The organism is Arthrobacter sp. IK3 (assembly GCF_051337705.1).
Lineage (GTDB): Bacteria > Actinomycetota > Actinomycetes > Actinomycetales > Micrococcaceae > Arthrobacter_B > Arthrobacter_B koreensis.
Genome location: NZ_JBPPSW010000011.1, coordinates 107,557 through 129,496, shown reverse-complemented (window position 1 = coordinate 129,496; position 21,940 = coordinate 107,557). Strand labels below are relative to the sequence as shown.

The 21,940-nt window shown below is 65.6% G+C and carries 19 protein-coding genes, 1 tRNA gene and 1 pseudogene; 16 read left to right on the top strand and 5 right to left on the bottom strand.

The window, feature by feature from the left end; translation table 11 throughout:
* The first annotated feature begins 8 nt into the window (after positions 1-8).
* From ACSLGO_RS14965 to ACSLGO_RS14920, 10 genes and pseudogenes are all read left to right on the top strand, one after another.
* Complete coding sequence (locus tag ACSLGO_RS14965) at positions 9-1,160, top strand: adenosine deaminase (protein WP_325787739.1); 1,152 nt, start codon at positions 9-11, stop codon at positions 1,158-1,160.
* Positions 1,153-1,842, top strand: coding sequence for a MazG nucleotide pyrophosphohydrolase domain-containing protein (locus ACSLGO_RS14960; protein WP_325787738.1), 690 nt, complete (start codon positions 1,153-1,155; stop codon positions 1,840-1,842). Before ACSLGO_RS14965 ends, ACSLGO_RS14960 begins: the two co-directional genes overlap by 8 nt.
* A gap of 116 nt (positions 1,843-1,958) precedes the next feature.
* Positions 1,959-3,239: a phosphopyruvate hydratase gene (gene eno, locus ACSLGO_RS14955; RefSeq protein ID WP_091606817.1), complete on the top strand. Its 1,281-nt coding sequence runs from the start codon at positions 1,959-1,961 to the stop codon at positions 3,237-3,239.
* A gap of 186 nt (positions 3,240-3,425) precedes the next feature.
* Positions 3,426-4,226 carry an FtsB family cell division protein gene (locus ACSLGO_RS14950; RefSeq protein WP_226802497.1) on the top strand — a complete coding sequence of 267 codons (801 nt, stop codon included), beginning with the start codon at positions 3,426-3,428 and terminating at the stop codon, positions 4,224-4,226.
* Positions 4,227-4,310: 84 nt separating this feature from the next.
* Positions 4,311-4,988, top strand: a pseudogene (locus ACSLGO_RS14945) (DUF501 domain-containing protein); the annotation flags it as partial.
* Positions 4,986-5,972 (top strand): Ppx/GppA phosphatase family protein, encoded by a 987-nt coding sequence (locus ACSLGO_RS14940; RefSeq protein ID WP_386886919.1) that lies wholly within the window; start codon positions 4,986-4,988, stop codon positions 5,970-5,972. The pseudogene ACSLGO_RS14945 and the gene ACSLGO_RS14940, both read left to right, overlap by 3 nt.
* Positions 5,969-7,429 carry a S8 family serine peptidase gene (locus ACSLGO_RS14935; RefSeq protein ID WP_436401396.1) on the top strand — a complete coding sequence of 487 codons (1,461 nt, stop codon included), beginning with the start codon at positions 5,969-5,971 and terminating at the stop codon, positions 7,427-7,429. Before ACSLGO_RS14940 ends, ACSLGO_RS14935 begins: the two co-directional genes overlap by 4 nt.
* A 120-nt stretch (positions 7,430-7,549) precedes the next feature.
* On the top strand, positions 7,550-8,932 hold the full coding sequence (locus ACSLGO_RS14930) for an NAD(P)/FAD-dependent oxidoreductase (RefSeq protein ID WP_091606812.1): 1,383 nt from the start codon (positions 7,550-7,552) through the stop codon (positions 8,930-8,932).
* A 176-nt stretch (positions 8,933-9,108) separates the two neighbouring features.
* Positions 9,109-9,181 (top strand) — tRNA-Leu (locus ACSLGO_RS14925).
* Positions 9,182-9,371: 190 nt separating this feature from the next.
* Positions 9,372-10,766 carry an ABC transporter substrate-binding protein gene (locus ACSLGO_RS14920; protein WP_325787735.1) on the top strand — a complete coding sequence of 465 codons (1,395 nt, stop codon included), beginning with the start codon at positions 9,372-9,374 and terminating at the stop codon, positions 10,764-10,766.
* A 177-nt stretch (positions 10,767-10,943) separates the two neighbouring features.
* Here ACSLGO_RS14920 and ACSLGO_RS14915 read toward each other — a convergent pair whose 3' ends face one another.
* The 4 genes from ACSLGO_RS14915 to ACSLGO_RS14900 form a co-directional block, all read right to left on the bottom strand.
* Positions 10,944-11,690, bottom strand: a complete 747-nt coding sequence (locus ACSLGO_RS14915) for an ABC transporter ATP-binding protein (protein ID WP_091606807.1) — start codon at positions 11,688-11,690, stop codon at positions 10,944-10,946.
* Positions 11,687-12,631, bottom strand: coding sequence for an ABC transporter ATP-binding protein (locus ACSLGO_RS14910; protein ID WP_091606971.1), 945 nt, complete (start codon positions 12,629-12,631; stop codon positions 11,687-11,689). Before ACSLGO_RS14910 ends, ACSLGO_RS14915 begins: the two co-directional genes overlap by 4 nt.
* 164 nt (positions 12,632-12,795) lie before the next feature.
* Positions 12,796-13,776, bottom strand: coding sequence for a branched-chain amino acid ABC transporter permease (locus tag ACSLGO_RS14905; protein WP_091606804.1), 981 nt, complete (start codon positions 13,774-13,776; stop codon positions 12,796-12,798).
* A gap of 10 nt (positions 13,777-13,786) precedes the next feature.
* Positions 13,787-15,142, bottom strand: coding sequence for a branched-chain amino acid ABC transporter permease (locus ACSLGO_RS14900; protein WP_152274778.1), 1,356 nt, complete (start codon positions 15,140-15,142; stop codon positions 13,787-13,789).
* 352 nt (positions 15,143-15,494) lie between these two features.
* On the opposite strand from ACSLGO_RS14900, the gene ACSLGO_RS14895 reads away from it, so the two are divergent.
* The 6 genes from ACSLGO_RS14895 to ACSLGO_RS14870 all read left to right on the top strand — a co-directional run bounded on the left by ACSLGO_RS14895 (position 15,495) and on the right by ACSLGO_RS14870 (position 21,362).
* Positions 15,495-16,343 (top strand): Bax inhibitor-1/YccA family protein, encoded by an 849-nt coding sequence (locus tag ACSLGO_RS14895; protein ID WP_091606800.1) that lies wholly within the window; start codon positions 15,495-15,497, stop codon positions 16,341-16,343.
* Between the two features lie 152 nt (positions 16,344-16,495).
* On the top strand, positions 16,496-17,212 hold the full coding sequence (locus tag ACSLGO_RS14890; protein WP_091606798.1) for a GAF and ANTAR domain-containing protein: 717 nt from the start codon (positions 16,496-16,498) through the stop codon (positions 17,210-17,212).
* Positions 17,213-17,258: 46 nt separating this feature from the next.
* Positions 17,259-18,185 carry an aldose 1-epimerase family protein gene (locus tag ACSLGO_RS14885; protein ID WP_436401395.1) on the top strand — a complete coding sequence of 309 codons (927 nt, stop codon included), beginning with the start codon at positions 17,259-17,261 and terminating at the stop codon, positions 18,183-18,185.
* Positions 18,186-18,241: 56 nt separating this feature from the next.
* The gene (locus ACSLGO_RS14880; RefSeq protein ID WP_091606791.1) at positions 18,242-19,513 is read left to right on the top strand and encodes an AI-2E family transporter; all 1,272 of its coding nucleotides are present in this window, start codon (positions 18,242-18,244) and stop codon (positions 19,511-19,513) included.
* A complete protein-coding gene (gene ilvA / locus ACSLGO_RS14875; protein WP_091606790.1) occupies positions 19,510-20,751 on the top strand; it encodes a threonine ammonia-lyase in 1,242 nt (413 codons plus the stop codon). The genes ACSLGO_RS14880 and ilvA overlap by 4 nt, the downstream gene beginning before the upstream one ends.
* A 2-nt stretch (positions 20,752-20,753) precedes the next feature.
* The gene (locus tag ACSLGO_RS14870) at positions 20,754-21,362 is read left to right on the top strand and encodes a rhomboid family intramembrane serine protease (protein ID WP_436401394.1); all 609 of its coding nucleotides are present in this window, start codon (positions 20,754-20,756) and stop codon (positions 21,360-21,362) included.
* Between the two features lie 16 nt (positions 21,363-21,378).
* Here the strand turns inward: ACSLGO_RS14870 and greA are convergent, their stop codons facing one another.
* Positions 21,379-21,891 carry a transcription elongation factor GreA gene (gene greA, locus ACSLGO_RS14865; RefSeq protein WP_091606784.1) on the bottom strand — a complete coding sequence of 171 codons (513 nt, stop codon included), beginning with the start codon at positions 21,889-21,891 and terminating at the stop codon, positions 21,379-21,381.
* Positions 21,892-21,940 lie beyond the last annotated feature (49 nt).

Sequence of the window (21,940 nt, the reverse complement as noted above, 5' to 3'; positions counted from 1 at the left end):
GTTGGCATGTGACTGAGCCCATTACGAATCCCGCTGCCCTTTCCAGCTTCGACATCCGTGTCCTGCCCAAGGTTTCGCTGCACGACCACCTCGACGGCGGGCTGCGCCCGGCCACCATCGTGGAGCTGGCCGAAGCCGTTGGACACACGCTGCCGTCCACAGACCCCGTTGCCCTGGGGGAGTGGTTCCGCGAATCCGCCAACTCCGGTTCGCTGGTGCGCTACCTCGAGACCTTTGACCACACCATCGCGGTCATGCAGACCCGTGAAGGCCTGGCCCGTGTTGCCCGCGAGTTCGTTGAGGACCTCGTCGAAGACGGCGTGGTGTACGCCGAAGTCCGCTGGGCTCCGGAGCAGCACCTTGCCGGCGGCCTGAGCCTGGATGAGGCCGTTGAAGCCGTGCAGGAAGGCCTCGAAGCCGGAGTGGAAGCCGCGGAGGCCGCCGGCAGCCTGATCCAGGTAGGCCAGCTGATCACCGCCATGCGCCATGGCGACCGCGGCATGGAGATCGCCGAACTGGCCGTCCGCCACCGGGACCGCGGAGCCGTGGGCTTCGACATTGCAGGGGCCGAAGACGGCTTCCCGCCCTCCCGTTTCAAGGACGCCTTCACCTACCTGGCCGAGCAGATGTTCCCGGTCACCGTGCACGCCGGCGAGGCCGCCGGCGTCGAAAGCATCACCGACGCCCTGGTCCACGGACGCGCGCTGCGCCTGGGCCACGGCGTGCGGATCGCTGAGGACATCGAAGTGGACTTCGAAGACGAGGAAGCGCCCGACGCCGGCGAGGATACTTCGGTGGGCATGGTCACCCTGGGGGACGTGGCCGCCTGGGTCCGTGACCGGGGGATCCCCCTGGAGATCTGCCCGTCCTCCAACCTGCAGACCGGCGCCGTCGAGTCCTTCGGACCGGACATCGAATCCCACCCGATCGACCTGCTGTTCCAGACCGGCTTCGTTGTCACCGTCAACACGGACAACCGGCTCATGAGCGGAGTCAGCCTGACCGACGAGTTCGAACTGCTGGCAACCACCTTCGGCTACGACCTGGACGATCTGCTGGAGCTGACCCTGAACGCAGCCAACGCCGCGTTCCTCCCGCTGGAAGAGCGCGCGGTGCTGGCCGAGTACATCACCGAGGGCTTCAGCAACGCACGTGACTGATTCCCCGACCGGCGGCAACAACCTGGGCCGGGAGTTTTCCCGCCTGGCCCAGGTTGTGTCCCAGCTGCGCGAACGCTGTCCCTGGACCGGTGCCCTGACCCACGAATCCCTCCTCGAGTACCTGCTCGAAGAGAGCTACGAGGTCATCGAAGCAGTGGAGGCCGGGCATACCCGGGCCGAGGACGCGCACGAACTCAGCGGGGAACTGGGGGACCTCCTCTTCCAGGTGCTGCTGCACGCCCGCCTCCAGGAGGAGGCGGGCAACTTCTCGATTTCCGACGTCGTCACCGGGCTGACGGACAAAATGATCCGCCGCAACCCGCATGTTTTCCGCGCCGACGGATCCCTCCAGGACTCCACCACGGAAGACACGGCGGAAATCGAGCGGGCCTGGGACGCCGTAAAGAAAACCGAAAAGCACCGGAGCAGCCCGTTCGAAGGAATTCCTGCGGCCCTTCCTGCCCTGGCACTGGCAGCCAAGACCCAGGAACGCGCACGCCGTGCGGGGCTCCGGGTGCCGGAAAAAGCCTCCGGGGTACCGGACTTCGAGGGCGAAGAAGAGCTGGGTGAGATCCTGTTCGAAACTGTCCGCCGCGCCGCCGAACATGGCCTCGATCCCGAAGCCGCCCTGCGCCGGGCCGTGCGCCGTTTTACGGCTCAAGGCCCCGGCACCGCCGATTGAGCCCCCGAACCCTTACTCCCAAGCCGGATTCAACTAGGCTTGGACCAGACAGCGTGGTCCCCGTCATAGGCCTGGCTGTAATACCAACCCAAGTTCCAATGAACAGGAGCATTCCCATGGCCATCATTGATGCCATTCACGCACGCGAGATCCTTGATTCCCGCGGAAACCCGACCGTAGAGGTCGAGGTGCTGCTCGACGACGACACCTTCGGCCGCGCAGCAGTGCCCTCCGGTGCTTCCACCGGTGCCTTTGAAGCGAACGAGCGCCGTGACGGGGAGAAGGACCGCTACCAGGGCAAGGGCGTGCTCCAGGCCGTCGAAGCCGTGATCGACCAGATCCAGCCGGCACTGCTGGGCTTTGACGCTGCAGACCAGCGGGCCATCGACCAGGCCATGATCGACCTGGACGGAACCGAGAACAAGTCCGGCCTGGGTGCCAACGCCATCCTTGGTGTCTCCCTCGCCGTCGCGCGTGCAGCAGCCGAGTCCGCTGCGCTGCCGCTCTACCGCTACCTGGGCGGCCCCAACGCGCACATCCTGCCCGTGCCGCTGATGAACATCCTCAACGGCGGATCCCATGCGGATTCCGACGTCGACATCCAGGAATTCATGATCGTTCCGCTGGGCGCCGACACCTACTCCGAGGGACTCCGCTGGGGCGTAGAGGTCTACCACAACCTCAAGTCCGTGCTGAAGGAGCAGGGCCTCTCCACCGGCCTGGGCGACGAGGGCGGCTTTGCGCCGAACCTGCCGTCCAACCGCGCAGCCCTGGACCTGATCCTGGAAGCCATCAAGCGCGCCGGCTACGAGCCCGGCCGTGACATTGCCCTGGCCCTGGACGTTGCCTCCTCCGAATTCTTCAAGGACGGATCCTACGTCTTCGAAGGCCAGAACCGCACCGCCGCCGAAATGTCCGCGTACTACGAGGAACTGGTCCGGGACTACCCGCTCGTCTCCATCGAAGACCCGCTGGATGAGAACGACTGGGACGGCTGGAAGGCCCTCACGGCCAGCATCGGGGACAAGGTGCAGCTGGTTGGCGACGACCTGTTCGTCACCAACCCGGCCCGCCTGGAGACCGGCATCAAGGAAAACGCTGCCAACTCGCTGCTGGTGAAGGTCAACCAGATCGGCACCCTGTCCGAGACCCTGGACGCCATCACCATGGCCCAGCGCGCCGGTTACACCACCATTACCTCGCACCGCTCCGGCGAGACGGAAGACACCACGATTGCGGACATCTGCGTTGCCACCAACGCAGGCCAGATCAAGACGGGCGCCCCGGCCCGCTCCGAGCGCGTAGCGAAGTACAACCAGCTGCTGCGCATCGAAGAAGAGCTCGACGACGCCGCCCGCTACGCAGGACGCAGCGCGTTCCCGCGTTTCACGGCCTAGCAACACCGCCTCCGGTGGGTACCCTCGATAGTGGGGGTGCCCACCGGTGCTGTTTTCGGGCCTGTATGGTCCTTCGCTGCACTGGTCCTTGCCGGGACAGGCCCTTGCCGGGACTGATCTTTACCGGGACTGAGGGCCCCGCCGGCAGGCAGGAATTCGGAAAAGCCCGCACACGACAGGAGCAGCATGTCCACCCGACGCCCGAAGGTACCCAGGCCCGCCGGCCAGTCCGGCGCAGCTCCGCGGCGCTCCGGTTCCTTGGGAGGCCAGCGCGCCGCCGGTTCCCCGAAACCCGCGCAGGCAAAGGAGAACCGGACAGAAGAGGTCCAGGGAACTGCACCCTCCGCGGCACGCCCGCTGAAGACCGGCACAGCCGGCAACCGGGCCGAAGCCGCCGGCGCTTCCGGACGCAAACCTTCCCAGCCCAAGCCCTCCCAGCCCAAGCCCTCCCGGCCCGGCAAACCGGCAAAAGCGGCAAAGACCAAGCCCGCGAATCCATCGGAGGCCCGCGCTGCCGCACGCCAGGAACTGGCTGCGGAAATCCGCCGGGACGTGCCCGCCGCCGACACCACACCCGCGTTGACCCGGGACGAACCTACCCTGAAGCCGGTCCCCGCGAAGTCCTTTTCCGGGCGGCTGCTGGCGCTGGGCATCGTCATGGTCGTCATCACCGTGCTGCTGGCGCCGTCGGTCCGTACCTTCCTGCAGCAGCGTTCGGAGATCGCGGCGCTGGAGGCTGAAATCGCCCGCGAGCAGGAGACCGGAGAGGAACTGCAGGAAGCGCTGTCCCGCTGGGAAGACCCCGCCTTCATTAAGGCACAGGCCCGGGAACGCATCTTCCTGGTGATGCCAGGGGAGACGCGCTACCTCGTCAAGGGCGAGCACAGCGTGGAGGACGTTGAAGAGGCGGCAGCGCAGGCTCCGCAGGACCTTCAGTGGGTTGACGCCCTCTGGGATTCGGTGGTCCGCTCCGCCACCGCGCCCTGACCCGTCCGCCGGGCACAGTAGGCTGGTGCATTGGAACATCATCATTTTGGGTCCGGTGCGGACCCCCAGGAAGGACCTTCCGGCATGACCCCAGAGCAGCTCACACCGACCCGGGAAGACCTGGAGACCCTGAGCCGTCAGCTTGGACGTCCGGTCCGTGACGTCGTCGAAATCGGGGCCCGCTGCGTCTGCGGGAACCCGCTGGTGGCTACCACCGCCCCGCGCCTGAGCAACGGAATTCCCTTCCCCACCACGTACTACCTGACCCATCCGGTCATCACCGCGGCGGTTTCCCGGCTCGAGGCCGCAGGCCTCATGACGGAAATGACCGAGCGGCTTGAACAGGACCCGGAACTTGCCGAACGGTACCGCCAGGCACACGAGGCTTACCTGGAAGTCCGCAGCGAGATCGGCGAACGGACCGGAACGGGGCCGGTCCCGGAGATCGACGGCGTCTCCGCCGGCGGCATGCCCACACGCGTGAAGTGCCTGCACGTTCTCGTGGGACACTCGCTGGCCGCAGGGCCGGGAGTCAACCCGCTGGGTGATGAGGCACTCAACGCCATCTCCGAATGGTGGACCCGGGACCGCTGCTATTGCGTTGGCGCCTGGGACACCAGCAGCCCTGCACCGTCGCGGGACCTGAGCCGCCACACCAAGACCCAGGGCCTCTCCGCCCAGGAACTTGACCGGAAGCGGGCAGCCCGGCGTGCCGCCCTGCAGGCTGAACGGGAAGCCGCGGGTGAACAGGAGGACAGCATGGAAAACCCGGAAGAAGCAGGTTCGCCAAGCGGCGCCACCCGGGTAGCGGCCGTGGACTGCGGCACCAACTCGATCCGCCTCCTGATCGCCGACGCACGGACAGAGAACGGTGTTACCCGGCTCACCGACGTCGTGCGCCTGATGCGCATTGTCCGCCTCGGGGAAGGCGTTGACGCCACCGGACGCCTCTCCGACGCCGCACTTGAACGCACCTTCGCAGCCGCAGACGAATACGCCGCGCTGATCCGCGAGCACGGTGCGCAGAAAGTCCGCTTCGTAGCTACTTCGGCCACCCGCGACGCCGAGAACCGGACTGAATTCACCGACGGCATCCGCGCCCGGCTGGGCGTTGAACCCGAAGTCATCTCAGGTGACGAAGAAGCAGCCCTGTCCTTCGCCGGAGCCGCAAGCGTGCTGGCCGGAGAATCAGGAGTCCGCACCGTCGTCGTCGATCTGGGCGGCGGCTCCACCGAATTTGTGCTGGGCGTGAACGGGAAGGTGCTCGCCGCCAAGAGCACGGACATGGGCTGCGTCCGGTTCACCGAACGCCACCTCGTGTCCGACCCGCCCACCGAAGCGGAGATCGCCCTGGCGCGCGGCGACGTCCTGGACATGATCGCCCAGGTCCTCCAAACCGTGCCCCTGGCCACGGCAGACCGGCTCATCGGCGTAGCGGGAACCGTCACCACGGTGACCGCGCATGCCCTGAGGCTGCCGGAGTATTCCCCGGAAGCAATCCACGGCACGGAGCTCAGCAGCCAGGCCGTGGACCAGGCAGCCTCCTCACTGCTGCACCTCAGCCGTGCCGAACGCGAAGCCCTGCCGTACATGCACCCGGGGCGGGTGGATGTTATCGGTGCCGGCGCGCTGATCTGGCAGACGATCGTGGACCGGATGGAAGAACTGACTGACGGCCGCGTGGACTCCGCGATCACCTCGGAGCACGACATCCTTGACGGCATAGCCCTGAGCGCGCTGCGGTGAGCGGGAAAACAGGACGGCGCCGGACTCCGGGCGCCGCATTCAAGCGTGCTGCCGCTGCAGGGGCCTTCTCCCTTACCGCGGTGATCCTCTTCCAGCTCGCCCTTCCGCAGGCCGCACATGCGGACGAGTGGCGGGACAAGCAGTATTGGCTCGCCGATTATGGAATCACCGAAGCCTGGAAGACGTCGCAGGGCGAAGGCGTCAAGGTAGCGGTCATCGACACCGGAATCGACACCAGCCATCCCGACCTCGCCGGCGCGGTCACCGGGGGAGCGGACGTCTCCGGTGCCGGTGATCCTGCCGGCGCGCGGGGCCTGGGAGTCAATCCCGAGCACGGCACCCTGGTTGCCACCCTCCTGGCCGGCCGCGGGCACACCGCGGAGGCCGACAAAGGCGGCGACAAGGAAGAAGACAAGGAAAAGGACAAGGACAAAGAGGCCGAGGAATATTCAGGTCCCGGAAATGGGCCGGACGGCATCATGGGAGTGGCTCCCAAAGCGGAAGTCCTCTCCGTGTCCGCCTGGATTGGCGGTTCCAACCCCGGCGGCATTCCGATTGACGATCAGCTGCCGAACGCCGTCCGCTGGGCCGTGGACAGCGGCGCGAAGGTCATCAACATGTCCCTGGGGTCGTCGTCGACCTCATGGCCGGAGAGCTGGGACGAGGCCTTCCTTTACGCCGAGCAAAACGACGTCGTCATTGTGGCGGCTGCCGGAAACCGCGGCATCGGCATGACCCAGGTCGGCGCGCCCGCAACCATCCCGGGTGTCCTCACGGTTGCCGGACTTGACCGGCAGGGACGGGCCAGCTGGGATTCGTCCTCCGAAGGCATCAGCATTGGCGTAGCCGCACCGGCGGAGAATCTTGTGGGCGGACTGCCCGGCGGGCCTTCACGGTATGCCGAGTGGTCCGGCACCTCAGCCGCTGCACCGCTGGTATCCGGTGTTGCCGCCCTGATCCGCTCCGCCTACCCGGAGCTCACCGCCGCGCAGGTAATCAACCGCATCATTACTACCGCCAAGGACAGCGGGGCTCCCGGCCGGGACACGCTGTACGGGTACGGAATCGTAGACGCAGCCGCCGCGCTCAACGCGGACGTACCGGCTGTGGCGGGCAACCCGCTGGGGACGATCGAAGAGTGGATCCGCATCCACCGACGCGGCGAAGCACCGGCCGCGGAAGCCCCTGCGCCGGCGCCGGGCCAGAGCCTGCCGGATATTCCGGAACCAAAGGTCCCCGAGGCAGCGGACCCCCGTGCGGGGAACGACCCGCTGCCCGCAGGCCTGGTCCTCGGTTTCGGCGGCCTGATTCTTCTGGTGGGTGCCGGTGGCGCGGTCGCCGTCCTCCGGGTGAAACGCTCCGGGCGCGCCGGGACACCGGACGCTGAACCCGCGGCGGAGAACGAGGTCCGGGAAGATGACCTTGACCACCCGGCGACCCCTGCTTCGCAGCGCTAGCGGCACGGCGGCGCTCCCGGCGCCGCGTCAGTGAAGGCCGTAAACGGCTGCGTTGAAAGGTAAGGAAATCTATTCGTGCGACTTAGTGAAGACTTTCACAAGTCGGGTAGGATGTTGCCCATGGCATCGCAAACACAATTTTCTGATCGTCCCCGCGTTCTGGTGGTTGGCGGTGGCTACGTCGGTCTGTACGTAGCCAAGAACCTCCAAAAGAAGGTCAAGGCCAACGGCGGGATCGTCACGGTAGTGGATCCGCTGCCGTACATGACCTACCAGCCCTTCCTTCCCGAGGTTGCTGCGGGCACCATCAATGCGCGCAACGCGGTTGTTTCCCACCGCATGCACCTCAAGGACACCGAGCTGATCTCCGGCAAGGTCGTGGCCATCAACCACGCCACGCACACCGCAACGGTTGAGCCCGCCGACGGCGGCGCGCCGTTCGAACTCAGCTACCGCGACGTCGTCATGGCTGCCGGTTCCGTGACGCGCACCTTCCCGATCCCGGGCCTCGCCGAGGCCGGCATCGGCATGAAGACCATCGAAGAAGCCGTCGAAATGCGGAACAAGGTGCTCGAACGCATCGAAACCGCTTCCCTAATGACCGACCAGGCGGCCCGCGCCCGCGCACTGACCTTCGTCGTCGTCGGCGGTGGCTTCGCAGGCATCGAGACCATCACCGAAATCGAAGACATGGCACGCGGAGCCGTTCGCGAGAACAACCGCCTCAAGCGTGAAGACCTGCGCTTCGTCATGATCGAGGCCATGGGCCGGGTCATGCCCGAGGTCAAGCCGGACCAGGCCGAATGGGTTGTCTCCTCGATGCGTGAGCGAGGCATCGAAGTACTGCTCAACACCTCGCTGGCCAGTGCCGAAGGCGGCCTGCTGAAGCTCATCAACATGGCGGACAAGTCCCCGGCCGGTGAATTCGAAGCAGACACCCTCATTTGGACGGCCGGTGTACAGGCCAACCCGATGGTCCGCGCCACCGATTTCCCGATCGATGACCGCGGCCGCGTCCGCGCCAACGCCGAACTGCGGATCACCGGAGACGACGGACCCCTGGAAGGCGCCTGGGCAGCCGGCGACGTTTCCGCTGTTCCGGACCTCACCGGCGGCGGTGTAGGCGGCTTCTGCGTTCCGAACGCGCAGCATGCAGTTCGCCAGGCGAAGCGCCTGGCCAAGAACCTGCTTGCCGACCGCTACGGCGAGGGCCAGGTTGTTGAATACCGCCACAAGAACCTCGGCGCAGTCGCAGGCATGGGCCAGTACAAGGGCGTCGCCAACATCATGGGCTTCGGCATGAAGGGCCTCCCGGCCTGGCTGGCGCACCGCGGCTACCACGGCATGGCCATGCCGATGTTCGAGCGGAAGTTCCGCGTTGTCTCCGGATGGGTATCCAACTTCGTCTGGGGCCGCGACTTCACCCAGCTGCTGAACCTGAAGAACCCTCGCAAGGCATTCGTGGAGGCGGCGACGCCGGCCAAGAAGCCCGCCGCCAAGTAACACCAGCGAAACTGCCATACAGCGGCGGCCGACCGGAGCGATCCGGGCGGCCGCCGCTGGCGGTTAAGCAGAGTGCAACCGCTTGGAAGGGGACGGTTTCTGTGCTCCAGCGGGGCTAAAGTAGGCTGGTTTATGCGCCTGGGCCCGGCACGCTGCCGGGAACCTGGCGTGCGGGCGCCCCAGTAGCCCAATGGCAGAGGCAGAGGACTTAAAATCCTTGTGTTGTGGGTTCGAGTCCCACCTGGGGTACAAAGTGAACTATCTTAAACCACGCGTTTGAGCATCGTGCAACATGCCGGCCACGAGTGTGATGAGTGTTACAAGGCTGTAACCGGAAGCTCTTATCTTCGTCACATTATTCCATTAGCTTTTTCTCTTATCAGGAACACCTGATGACAGCATCAAAGGCACCCGCCTTTCGATCGGGGAGAAAAACTACATGACTGCACTTCGCAAGACCGGGCCGCTTGGCCTCGGGGATGGGTACGGCCGCGCAGCAAAGATGGCAGCACTGGGCTTGGGCGTAGCCCTGTTCGCTTCAGCCTGCGGCAGCGGCGGCGACTCCGGAACCGACTCCTCACCGTCCGAGGATTCTTCGTCAGCAGCAAACAGTTCGGTCCTTTCCTGCCCGGAGAGCCAGGGGGGAACCGGCGAGGATCCCGGAGAGAAGGGCGACCCCTCAGCCGTCCCCGCCTCCACGGGAACCACGGATACCCCGCTCAAACTCGGGACCCTGCTGCCCACGACAGGCGCCCTCGCCTTCCTCGGCCCGCCGGAAATCGCCGGCGTGGACCTCGCCGTTAAAGAAATAAATGCCGCCGGCGGCGTCCTGGGCAAGCCGGTTGAGGTAGTCCACCGCGATTCCGGCGACACCACCACGGACATCGCCACCCAGTCCGTGACAGACCTGCTGGGGCAGGATGTCAGCGCCATCATCGGTGCCGCTTCCTCCGGTGTTTCCAAGACTGTCATCAACCAGATCACCGGGGCCGGCGTCATCCAGTTCTCGCCGGCCAACACTTCCCCGGACTTCACTGACTGGGACGACAACGGCCTGTACTGGCGCACCGCTCCCTCGGACGTTCTCCAGGGCCGCACCCTGGGCAACTACATCATGGAGTGCGGCGCCCAGACCGTGGGCATGATCGTCCTGAACGACGCGTACGGCACCGGCCTGCAGTCCAACATCAAGGGCTCGGTCGAGGCCGCAGGCGGCCAGGTGGTTGCAGAGTCGATGTTCAACGAAGGCGACTCGCAGTTCAGCAGCCAGGTGGACACCGTCACCGCAGCGAACCCGGACGCAATCGTGGTCATCAGCTTCGACCAGGCCAAGAGCATTGCACCGCTGCTCACGGGCAAGGGCGTTGACCCGTCGCAGATCTTCTTCGTTGACGGCAACACCTCCGACTACAGTGCGGACCTCGAAGCAGGAACGCTGGAAGGCGCCCAGGGCACCATCCCGGGCCCGTTCGCGTCAGACAACTTCAAGGACGCCCTGCTGGAAGTCGACCCTGCCCTGAAGGACTGGGCATACGCCGGTGAAAGCTACGACGCCGTGACCCTCCTGGCCCTGGCCTCAGAAGCAGCCGGAAGCACCGACGGACAGGCAATCGCCGCTGAACTGCAGGGCGTCTCCTCCGAAGGTGAGAAGTGCTTCGACTTCGCAGGCTGCGTCACCATCCTGCGGGGCGGCGGAGATATCGACTACGACGGCTACTCCGGACCCATCAGCTTCGACGAGAACGGTGACCCGACCGAGGCGTACATCGGCATCTACCAGTTCGACGCCGACAACAAGCCGGTTCCGAGCCGCTCCGAGGTTGGCAAGCTCTAGGCAGGGCGACTACACCACTATCACTACCGCACCACTCAAAGGGCCCCTGCTCCGGCAGGGGCCCTTTGCCGTTCGCCTGCGGGACGCCGGCCCGCCGCCACCGCCCGTGAAGTGAACGCTTAAACGAAAGGACCCGCCCGGAGCCGAAGCTCCGGACGGGCCCTTTCCAGATCCTGACTACGCCGTGTCGGCGAGGGTCCCCAGGTACAGCTGGATAACCTTGGGATCCTTCATCAGCTCACGGCCGGTACCGGTGTACGCGTCCCTGCCCTGGTCCAGCACGTAGGCGCGGTCGCAGATCTGCAGGCAGCGACGGGCGTTCTGCTCCACCATGATCACGGAGACGCCGGCACGGTTGATCTCATGAACCCGCAGGAAGGTTTCATCCTGCTTGACGGGGGAGAGGCCTGCCGACGGCTCATCCAGCAGCAGCACGGCCGGTTCCATCATGAGTGCCCGACCCATGGCAACCATCTGCCGCTCGCCGCCGGAGAGGGAACCCGCCCGCTGGCTGCGCCGCTTCTTCAGCTCCGGGAACAGCTCAGCCACGAATTCGAAGCGTTCCTTGAAGTTCTTCGGCTGCTGGTACAGGCCCATCTGCAGGTTCTCCTCGATGGTGAGTGAGGCGAACACATTGTTGTTCTGCGGAACGAACCCCACTCCCCGGCTGACCAGCTTGTTGGCCTTCAGCCCGGTCAGGTCCTGGCCGCGCACCATGACGGTGCCGGAATGGACCTTCACCAGGCCGAACATGGCCTTGAGGAGAGTGGACTTGCCGGCGCCGTTTGGCCCGATGATCCCGATCAGCTCGCCGCGGCGGGCTTCGATGGAGCACCCGTTGAGGATGTTCACTCCGGGAAGGTAGCCGGCCACCAGGTCGGTGACCTTGACGACCGAGTCGCCCTCGAAATTCTCAGCGCTCATGCCATGTCCTTACGTTCCTGGATGGTCACGGGGGCCAGTCCCTCACCGCCCTGTATGTCTGAACCGGGGTCCTTCTCGAGGACCGCTTCCAGCTTCTCGAAGCCTTCAGAGTCGCCAAGGTCCACGTCGTGGTGCGCACCAAGGTAGGCGTCGATCACAGCCTGGTCCTTCATGACCTCCGACGGCGGCCCTTCGGCTACTACCTTGCCCTCGGCCATCACGATCACCCAGTCCGCAATGTGCCGGACCATATGCATGTCGTGTTCCACGAAGAGAACGCTCATGCCTTCGGCCTTCAGGTTTTTGATATGGTCCAGCAGCGACTGCGTCAGTGCCGGGTTCACACCTGCCATGGGTTCATCCAGCATCACCAGCTTGGGATTGACCATGAGCGCGCGTGCCATTTCGAGCAGCTTGCGCTGGCCGCCGGAAAGCGAAGCGGCATAGTCGCTGCGCTTGGTGTCCAGCTTGAACTTCGCCAGCAGGGCGTCCGCCTGCTCCGTGATTTCGTTCTCCCGCTTCTTCCACAGCGGACGGAACAATGCCCGCCGCAGGGCTTCGCCGGGCTGTTCGCTCGCGCCCAGGCGCATGTTCTCCAGCACCGTCAGCTTGCCCATGACCTTGGTCAGCTGGAAGGTGCGGACCATGCCCAGCCTGGCCACCTTGTAGGCGGAGACGCCTGCCAGGTCCCGGTCTTCGAACTTCCATTCCCCGGACTGCGGGGTGTCGAAGCCGGTGAGCAGGTTGAACAGGGTGGTCTTGCCGGCGCCGTTCGGGCCAATCAGGGCGGTGATCTTGTTCCGCGGCACCTCAACGTGTTCAACGTCGACGGCGTTGATGCCGCCGTAGGTCCGTGTCACGTTGGAGGCCACCAGAATGGGGTCCCGCTTGCGGCACCCCGGGCCTACTTCACCGGCCGCAATCGGACGGTCATCGTTCATGTACTTGTTGCCGGCCCACCCGGGGTGCTGGTCAGGCTCAGCCGGCGCCGTGTCCAGCGGGGCTGCCTCTGCCGGTGCTGCCCCGGCAGGGACGGTTTCCGCCGCGGGCTCGGCAGCGTGGGCGCCCGAACGGCGCGGCGGCTGCGGACTTTCTGCTTGATGGCTCATGCGAATGACAGCTCCTTCTTGTTGCCCAGCACGCCCTGCGGCCGGAAGATCATCAGCAGCATGAGGGCTACACCTACAAGGATGTAACGCAGCTGGCCGGCCTGGGTAGTGTTCAGGAAGGTGATGGCCCCGGACTCGATTGCCCCGTAGAGCAGGCCTTGGGTCAGGGACAGCACTGCCCAGAAAATCATGGCGCCGATCACCGGACCGAGCACGGTGGACATGCCTCCGAGCAGCAGCGCCGTGTACAGGAAGAACGTCAGCTCTGTGCCGTAGTTCGCCGGCTGCACGGCTCCGCGGGGAAGCGTGAAGATGATGCCTGCGAGCGAACCGAGCATGCCGCCGATGATCAGGGCCTGCATCTTGTAGGCGTAAACGTTCTTGCCCAGCGAGCGGACGGCGTTCTCATCCTCGCGGATGCCCTTGACCACACGGCCCCAGGGGCTGCGCACCAGCAGCCAGATCACCAGGCAGGCCAGCGCGACGACGGTCCAGGCAACCACGCGGATCCAAAGGTCACGTTCGTTCAGGCTGAACGGACCCAGGTTGTATTGCCCGGGGGCGAAGGGGTTGAGCGAGTAGAAGCCGCCCTCGAAAGCGGCCAGTCCGTTGGCAGAACCGGTAACTTCCGTGAGGCCGTTGGTGGTCACCACATAGCGGATGATTTCCGCGGCGGCGATCGTCACAATTGCCAGGTAGTCCGCCCGGAGGCGCAGCGTTGGCAGGCCGAGCAGCACCGCGAACGCGACGGAGGCAAGCATCGCGATCAGCAGGGCCACCGGGAGGGGAGCATTGAAGCTCAGGGTGGGGATGGCGAACCCGTAGGCTCCGATTGCCATGAAGCCGGCCTGGCCGAAGTTCAGCAGGCCGGTGTAGCCGAAGTGCACGGCCAGCCCGAGGGCTGCCAGCGCATAGGCCGCGGTGGTGGGTGTGAAGAATTCGTTGACTGCACCCAGCAGGATGTTTCCAAAGTCCATGTCGAGGCCCCTAACCTATGCGCTCTCGGCGGCCGAGGATACCCTGCGGCCGAACCAGGAGGACGAGAATCATGATGAGCAGCGCGCCGACGTACTTCAGGTCCGCCTCGAGCCAGAGGGTGGAGATCTCCACGAAGAGACCCACGATGATCGAGCCGATCAGGGCACCGAAAACGGTGCCCAGGCCGCCGAGCGTCACGGACGCGAAGATCAACAGGAGGATCTGCTGGCCCATGTTGAAGGAGACACCGGGGCGGTAATAGGCCCAGAGGATGCCGCCGAGTGCGGCCAGTGCGCCGCCTGCCATCCAGACAATGCGGATAACGCGGTCGACGTCGATGCCCGAGGCGGCGGCCAGCGGCGGGTTATCGGCGACGGCGCGGGTGGCCTTGCCGATCCGGGTGCGCAGCAGCAGGGCAGCAACGATCAGGATCACGACCAGCGAGACCACGAGCGAGACAAGGTTGTTCCGTGAGATGGAGACCGGTCCCAGTTCCAGCATCGGGCTCTGGGAGTCCGGAAGCTGCTGGGTTGCTCCGCCGAAGAAGAAGAGGATGGTGTAGCGCAGGGCCAGAGCCAGCCCGATGCTCACGATCATCATGGGGACGAGGCCGGTGCCGCGCCTGCGCAGCGGCCTCCACAGCCCGGCGTCCTGCACGTAGCCCAGCCCGGCGCCGCCGACCACCGCCAGGACCAGGGCCAGCCAGAGCGGCAGGCCGAGTGCTGAGAAGCCGAAGGCCAGGACTGCGCCAAAGGTGACCATCTCGCCGTGGGCGAAGTTCGTGAGCCCGGTGGTGCCGAAGATGAGGGACAAGCCGACGGCGCTCAGCGCCAGCAGCAGTCCGAAGCTGAGCCCGGCGACCGCCCGCTCGATGAGCTTGGTGCCGAAGGTGTCGCCCTGGAGGACGATCCCTTCGCCCAGCAGGAAGAGTGTGGTGATGTTCGATGTTCCGGCGAAAGTGACGGTGCGCGGGTTCTGCTGGCCCTCGGCCAGCGCTACGCCCTCGGGGAGGGTGGATTCATCGAGCTCCACTTCATATGCACCCTGCTCGGGTACTCCGATAGACCAGGAGCCATTCTCCGCGGTTTCGGTTTCAGCTTCATAGCCGTTGCCGCTCGCCTTGATGGTCACCCCGGCAACCGGTGCGCCGGCGTTCCGCAGGACGCCGCTGATGCGGTCCTGGTACTCGGCGCCATTGGATGTTTCGTCCCCTCCGGAGTCTTCGGAGTCCTGCGCTGTTGCTTCGGTACTGCTCTCCGGCGCCGTTGATTCAGATGCCGGGGGTGGAGCTGTCGTTGCATGCACGGCTGGGGCGGCAAGCAGCAGGCCGGCAAATACGCCGACCACCGCTGCTAGCATCCCCATATACCGGGCGAGTGCCGATATTCTTCCCAAAGTGAATTACCTCCGCCGGGGGTATATATGCGCCGTTTGTCGGCGCAATTTATATGTGACCTTGTGATGTGTGTCACGAGTGGTGATCATGCTACCCGGCGATTGTTTCGGTCGGGTGACCGATTGGGCGACCTTGTGTCGCGATCAGGTAACGACTGCGCCGGGGGTGATTCATTATGGAAGTCCCGGGAAGGTTTTGAACCCGCCGCGTACCAAACCGTTACCAAACGCACCGGCCGGGGCCGGAATCATCCTCCCCGCCCGTTCGTTCCCATTGGTAGGCTGAACGTTAACCAAGCCCCCCAAGACGGAGGACACTTTCATGGCATTAGGCGGCAACCCGGTTTTCAACGGAAAGAATTTCCGTTCCCAAACCCGCGGCGGAGCGCCCACCGTTCCTGCAGGCGGCCCCTTCGCGGGCCAGGATCCTATGAGCTCACAGGACCTGCAGAACCTTTACTCAGCACCTGCGGCCGGTCCGCGGGAGACAGGGCGGATGACGTACGACGACGTCATCATGAAGACCCTCGGCTGCCTGGCGGTTGTCCTGCTGGGTGCTGCGATCCCGGTCTTCGTGCTGCCCGGTGCTGCCGGCCTGCTGATGATCGTCGGTGCGCTGGGCGGTTTCGTCCTCGGCCTGGTCAACGCCTTCAAGCGTGAGCCGGTTCCCGCGCTGATCCTCGGCTACGCGCTTCTCGAAGGCATGTTCCTCGGTGCCCTGACCGCGGTGCTGGACGCAATGTACCCGGGAATCGGCCTGCAGGCAGTCGTCGGGACCCTGGCAGTCTTCGCCGTGACCCTGTTCCTGTTCAAGAGCGGCAAGGTGCGGGCAACCCCTAAGGCCGTGCGCTTCTTCATGATTGCGATCATCGGCTACGCAGTCTTCTCACTGGTGAACGTCGGCCTGATGATCTTCGGCGTCGTCGATGATCCGTGGGGCGTCCGCGGCGTGGAGATTGCGGGCATTCCGCTGGGCATCATCATTGGCCTGCTTGCCGTGGGCCTGGCTGCTTTCTCCCTCATCATGGATTTCACCTCCATTGAACAGGGCGTCAAGGCCGGTGCGCCGCAGCGCTACTCCTGGACCGCCGCCTTCGGCCTGACCGTAACCCTGGTTTGGCTGTACGTGGAAATCATCCGCATCCTGGCGATCCTGCGCGGCGACGACTAGCGCGCTGACGGGCCGGGCAACGCCACCGGCAACGTGAACACTGGCGGGACCGCAGCACGCAAGCTGCGGTCCCGCCGCTGTTTAACCCCCGTTTCCCTTCTGCGGGCCCTGCTGGGTACGTACCATCTGGAGTCAGTGATCGAGGGGGAATCGTGACTGAGGTGAATCCTGTGCCGGCTGCCGCCTTCCAGGAGCTGCTGCTGGGGGCCGAGGAACTGCAGGCCTACATGTCCGAGGCAGCGGTACTGTCCCTGGCGATACTCGGAAGCCAGGTGCTGGGATGCTCACTGCTGATCGACCGTCCGCGGCGGACGCGGGCCGAAGGACACAGCGACGACCGCACGGCCCGGATGTCAGTGCCGGCCTGTGCCGAACCAGGACCGGTGGCAGAGGCCGCCGTCACCGGTATGCCTGTTGTGGTGACGGATGCCTGGACCGAACGCCGGTGGCGCGGATTCCCCGGCAGCAGCGCGGAGGAAGGCGTACGCAGCCTCGCCGCGGTTCCCCTGGCGCTCGAAGGCAGTGCGCGCGGTGTCCTGTGCGCGTTTTCTCCCCGGCCTCACCTCTTCCAGCCCCGAACGCTGAGGGCGGTGGAACGCACGGCCGCCGAGGCATCCCGGAGCCTGCGGCTCGCGCTGCGGATCGACGGCCACCTGAACCGGGCAAGAAACCTCCAGGCTGCTCTGGAGTCCCGGACAGTCGTGGATATAGCCGTGGGCATCATCATGGCCCAGAACAGCTGCAGCCAGGAAACTGCCGTGGAGATCCTGCGCAGCGTCTCCAACACCCGCAACATCAAGATCCGCAACGTCGCTGCATCGGTGGTGGCAGCCGTGACGGACCGGGTTCGGACACACTTCGAGGAATGAGGTGCACGCTGGCGGTGCCGGGCGGTGCCGGGTCTAGGCTTAGAAGATGACTTTTGGGACCACGGATGCAGCATTGCCGGCTACGGGAACTCAGTACCGCCTTGAACGCGGGGACGCGGCCGCCGTCGTCGCTTCCCTGGGCGGGGGGTTGCGCAGCTATACCGTAGCGGGGACGCAGCTGGTTGAAACCTACGCGGACGGGAGCATTCCGCCGTCGGCCGCAGGCATTCTCCTGGCACCGTGGGCGAACCGCATCGCCGGAGCGCGCTGGCAGCTGGACGGGGAAGAACAGCAGCTGGACATCACGGAACCCAAGCTGCAGAACGCCATCCACGGCCTCCTGCGGAACACCGGATACAGCCTCACGGAGAGCACAGCGGACTCGGTGCTGCTCAGCGCCGAAATCTTCCCCCAGCACGGCTATCCCTTCCACCTCATCCACGAGGTCCGCTACGGGCTCGACGCCGACGGCGGACTGAGGGTCCGCCAGGGGCTGCGGAACCTGGGCACGCGCAGCGCCCCGTTCGGGCTTGGCGCCCATCCCTTCCTCCGGCTGGGCGAGGTACCCAGCGAGGACCTCGTGCTGAAGGTCGACGCCGGTACCCGGCTCAGCACGGATGCCGCCCTGATTCCCAACGGGCAGGTGCCTGCGGAAGGCATCGACGACCTGCGCTCCGGCAAACGGGTAGGCGATCTTGACCTGGATGCCGCGTTCGCGGACCTCACGCTGCGCGACGGGCTCTACCGCCACCGCCTCAGCGCTCCCGACGGACGCAGCGTCCAGCTCTGGGCGGATCCGGAGTTTGGCTATGTCCACGTTTTCGTCACGGACAAGTTCCCGGGGCGGGACTGCGCGGTTGCCCTGGAACCCATGACGGCCCCGGCCAACTGTTTCAATTCCGGCGAAGGACTGCGCTGGCTGGAACCCGGGGCAGGGTTCAGTGCCGAGTGGGGAATCCAGGCTGACCTCTGATCCAGGGGTGCCGTAAAGGTCAGGGAATGACCAGTTGACTATGGAAAGATGAGCCCATGAGACCACATGCGCGCAGGGTTGCCGCGCCCAAGGCCGTTCAGGCCGCCGCGGTGCGCGCCAACCGTGCAGGCGACGACGTCCCCTACGCACTGCGCGTCAGTGCATCCTGGGCCTGGCGGCTTGGTGTAGTACTGATCGTCAGTGCCGGGCTGGTGTGGCTGCTCGGACACTTCTCCCTGCTGATTATCCCGCTGATGATCGCAGCCCTCCTTGCCGGGCTGCTTGCTCCGATCAGCTCATGGCTGCGCCGGAACAAGGTTCCCTCGGGCCTTGCCGTTGCCGTCACGATCGTCTCTTTCCTCGGCCTCATTGTTGCGGCGTTGACCCTGGTGGGCCGGCAGCTCGCCCTGGGTTTCCGTAATCTCTGGGACGAGGTGAGCGCAGGTTTCGACCAGGTCCAGGGCTGGCTGGCAGACGGCCCGCTCAGGGTCACCTCAACCCAAATCGACGAGCTGATCAACGAGGCGACTTCCGCCCTGCAGGACAACACCGGCAGCATCCTCTCCGGGGCCGTGAGCGTTGGCGCCAGTGCCGGGCACTTTGCGGCCGGAATCCTCCTGACACTGTTCGCACTGGTCTTCTTCCTGCTCGACGGGCGCAAGATCTGGCGGTTCACCGTAGGACTGATGCCGCGGCGGGCCCGGCCTGCAGCGTTCGGCGCAGGAATGCGCGGCTGGGAATCCATGACCAACTACGTCCGCGTCCAGCTGGTGGTGGCGTTCATCGACGCCGTCGGCATTGGCGGAGGTGCGGCGCTGATCGGCGTGCCGCTGGCGCTTCCCCTGGCGGTCCTGGTATTCCTGGGCTCCTTCATCCCGCTCATCGGTGCATTCGTCACCGGCGGTATTGCCGTGCTCCTGGCGCTGGTCGCCAACGGCTGGCCCAACGCCGTCGTAATGCTGATCATCGTGCTGGTGGTCCAGCAGATCGAATCCCACATCCTCCAGCCGCTGATCATGGGCAAGGCAGTCTCCCTGCATCCCCTGGCAGTTATCCTTGCCGTTACCGGCGGCAGCCTCGTTGCAGGCATCCCCGGCGCACTCTTCGCCGTTCCCCTGATGGCTATCCTGAACGCCACCGTGCGCTACATCGCCGGCCGGCACTGGGAACAGGACCCGCTGCTCCAGCGGGACGCCGAGTTCGGGCCGCCGGGCTCGGCACCTCCGGAGCCCGGGGGAGAAGAGGAAGAGGAGGACCTTGCCCTCCTCCGTCCCGGCTCAGACCAGGACAAAGAACCAACCGCAACCACAGAAGAGAACCCACGTTGACCGATTCACCCCAGCTGCCAGTAACCCTTGACGACATCCACGCGGCCGCAAAGCTGCTGGACGGGGTTATTGCCCACACTCCCATTGAGCAGTCCCGGGCGCTGGGACGGCTCACCGGGTCCGAGGTCTACCTCAAGTGCGAGAACCTCCAGCGGGCCGGGTCCTTCAAGGTGCGCGGTGCCTACGTACGGATGGCAAAGCTCAGCGAGGAACAGAAGGCGCGCGGGGTCGTGGCCGCTTCGGCAGGCAACCACGCCCAGGGCGTCGCCGTCGCCGCAGCACGGCTGGGCATCAAGGCCCGGATATTCATGCCCCTGGGAGTTGCCCTTCCCAAGCTCGCGGCCACGCAGGGCCACGGCGCCGAGGTGGTGCTGCACGGCCACAACGTGGACGAAGCACTCGCTGAGGCCCAGCGCTACGCCGACGAAACCGGTGCCGTGTTTGTCCACCCCTTCGACAACGTGGACATCGTGGCGGGACAGGGAACCCTCGGCCTGGAACTGCTGGAGCAGATCCCCAACCTGGACACCGTGCTGATGGGTGTCGGCGGCGGCGGCCTGCTGGCCGGCGTCGCCGTCGCCATCAAGGAACGTGCCAGGGAGCTGGGCCGCGAAGTGCGGATCATCGGCGTCCAGGCGGAGAACGCCGCAGCCTACCCGCCCTCCCTCGCGGCGGATGCCCTGGTGCCGCTGAGTAAGGTCTCCACCATCGCCGACGGCATCGCCGTGGGCCGGCCGGGACAGCTCCCCTTCTCGATCATCAAGGAACTGGTCGACGACGTCGTTACGGTCAGCGAGGATTCGCTGGCACGTGCCCTGATCTTCCTGCTGGAACGCGCCAAGCTGGTGGTCGAACCCGCCGGTGCGGTTGGCGTCGCAGCGCTGCTCGACGGAAAAATCCAGAACCCCGGCAACACTGCAGTGATCCTCTCGGGCGGAAACATCGATCCGATGCTTATGCTGAAAGTGATCCAGCGCGGCCTCGCGGCCGCTGGCCGCTACCTGGTTGTGCGGATGCTGCTGGATGACCGTCCGGGCTCGCTGGCCACGATTTCACGGATCATCGCGGAATCGGACGCCAACGTCACCGGAGTGGACCACACCAGGGTTGGAGGATCGATCAGCATGGGCGACGTGGCAATCACCATCAACATGGAAACCAAGGGCCATGAGCACTGTGAGAAGGTTCTGCAGAACCTGCGGGCCGAAGGCTTCCACCCCGTAGTCCTCCACGGATAGCCATGAAGCAGCGGGCGAAGAGCGCACTGGTCCTTGCCTCCTGCCTTACCGCGGGCCTGTGGATCATCTATTTCCTGACCCTGCCCTTCCAGTCCACGCTGCTGCCCGGCCTGGGAATCCTGCCCCGGCAGCTCCAGGGGCTGGACGGGATCCTGTTTGCCCCGCTGCTGCACGCCGGGACCGGGCACCTCATCAGCAATTCCCTGCCGCTGCTGGCGTTCGCTTTCCTCGTGCTGCTGGAAGGCCTGCGCCGTTTCGGGGCGGTGCTGGCGATCTGCTGGCTGGCGTCCGGGATCGGGGTGTGGCTCTTTGGCGGGGGACTGACCATCGGCGTCTCCGGCGTCGTGTTCGGCCTGTTCGCCTATCTGATGGTCCGCGGCTTCTACAACCGGGACCTCATGCAGATCCTGCTGGGCGGGGCGCTCTTCCTGATCTACGGCTCGCTGCTGTGGGGCGTGCTGCCGACGGCCGCCGGAGTGTCCTGGCAGTCCCACCTTTTCGGCGCGGCCGGGGGAGTGGTAGCCGCAATCCTTCTGCGGCGGCCAAGGACGGGACCGCAAACCGGCCCGGAAAACAGGAACGGGCCCGCCGGCTGGCGGACCCGTTCCTGAGAAACCGTCGTCTGGCTTAGCCGGTGTACGGAGTGGCGGACACGATCTCCACGGAGATGCTCTTGCCGTTGGGTGCAGTGTAGGACGTTGATTCGCCGGCGCGCAGGCCGTTGATGGCGGCGCCCAGGGGTGACTTCTCGCTGTAGACATCGATGTCACTGTCACCGGCGATTTCACGGCTGCCAAGCAGGAACCGCTCAACGTCTCCGGCGATCCTGGCTTCCACCAGCATGCCGGGTTCCACCACGCCGTCGTCTGCCGGAGCCTCGCCGACGTGCGCATTCTCGAGCAGCTGCGTCAGCTGGCGGATGCGGGCTTCAGCCTTGCCCTGCTCCTCCTTGGCTGCATGGTAGCCGCCGTTCTCCTTCAGGTCGCCTTCAGATCGCGCCTGCTCGATGCGGGCTACGATCTCAGTCCGGCCCGGGCCGGAAAGGTGGTCCAGCTCCGCCTTCAGGCGGTCGTAAGACTCTTGGGTGAGCCAGGCGACAGATGCGCTGTTGGTAGACACGGGTCTCTCCTTATATGACATCCGAACCCGGGAAGAGGGTTCGGCTTGGCTGAAATTGCGCGAAGGCTGG

Excerpts from the sequence above, each read along its gene's own strand:
- ACSLGO_RS14930 (WP_091606812.1), top strand. The coding sequence starts at position 7,550 with ATGGCATCGCAAACACAATTTTCTGATCGTCCCCGCGTTCTGGTGGTT.
- eno (WP_091606817.1), top strand. The coding sequence starts at position 1,959 with ATGGCCATCATTGATGCCATTCACGCACGCGAGATCCTTGATTCCCGC.
- ACSLGO_RS14920 (WP_325787735.1), top strand. The coding sequence starts at position 9,372 with ATGACTGCACTTCGCAAGACCGGGCCGCTTGGCCTCGGGGATGGGTAC.
- ACSLGO_RS14885 (WP_436401395.1), top strand. The coding sequence starts at position 17,259 with ATGACTTTTGGGACCACGGATGCAGCATTGCCGGCTACGGGAACTCAG.
- ACSLGO_RS14880 (WP_091606791.1), top strand. The coding sequence starts at position 18,242 with ATGAGACCACATGCGCGCAGGGTTGCCGCGCCCAAGGCCGTTCAGGCC.
- ACSLGO_RS14940 (WP_386886919.1), top strand. The coding sequence starts at position 4,986 with ATGGAAAACCCGGAAGAAGCAGGTTCGCCAAGCGGCGCCACCCGGGTA.
- ACSLGO_RS14900 (WP_152274778.1), bottom strand. The coding sequence starts at position 15,142 with ATGGGGATGCTAGCAGCGGTGGTCGGCGTATTTGCCGGCCTGCTGCTT.
- ACSLGO_RS14905 (WP_091606804.1), bottom strand. The coding sequence starts at position 13,776 with ATGGACTTTGGAAACATCCTGCTGGGTGCAGTCAACGAATTCTTCACA.
- ACSLGO_RS14870 (WP_436401394.1), top strand. The coding sequence starts at position 20,754 with ATGAAGCAGCGGGCGAAGAGCGCACTGGTCCTTGCCTCCTGCCTTACC.
- ACSLGO_RS14910 (WP_091606971.1), bottom strand. The coding sequence starts at position 12,631 with ATGAACGATGACCGTCCGATTGCGGCCGGTGAAGTAGGCCCGGGGTGC.
- ACSLGO_RS14915 (WP_091606807.1), bottom strand. The coding sequence starts at position 11,690 with ATGAGCGCTGAGAATTTCGAGGGCGACTCGGTCGTCAAGGTCACCGAC.
- greA (WP_091606784.1), bottom strand. The coding sequence starts at position 21,891 with ATGTCATATAAGGAGAGACCCGTGTCTACCAACAGCGCATCTGTCGCC.
- ACSLGO_RS14895 (WP_091606800.1), top strand. The coding sequence starts at position 15,495 with ATGGCATTAGGCGGCAACCCGGTTTTCAACGGAAAGAATTTCCGTTCC.
- ACSLGO_RS14950 (WP_226802497.1), top strand. The coding sequence starts at position 3,426 with ATGTCCACCCGACGCCCGAAGGTACCCAGGCCCGCCGGCCAGTCCGGC.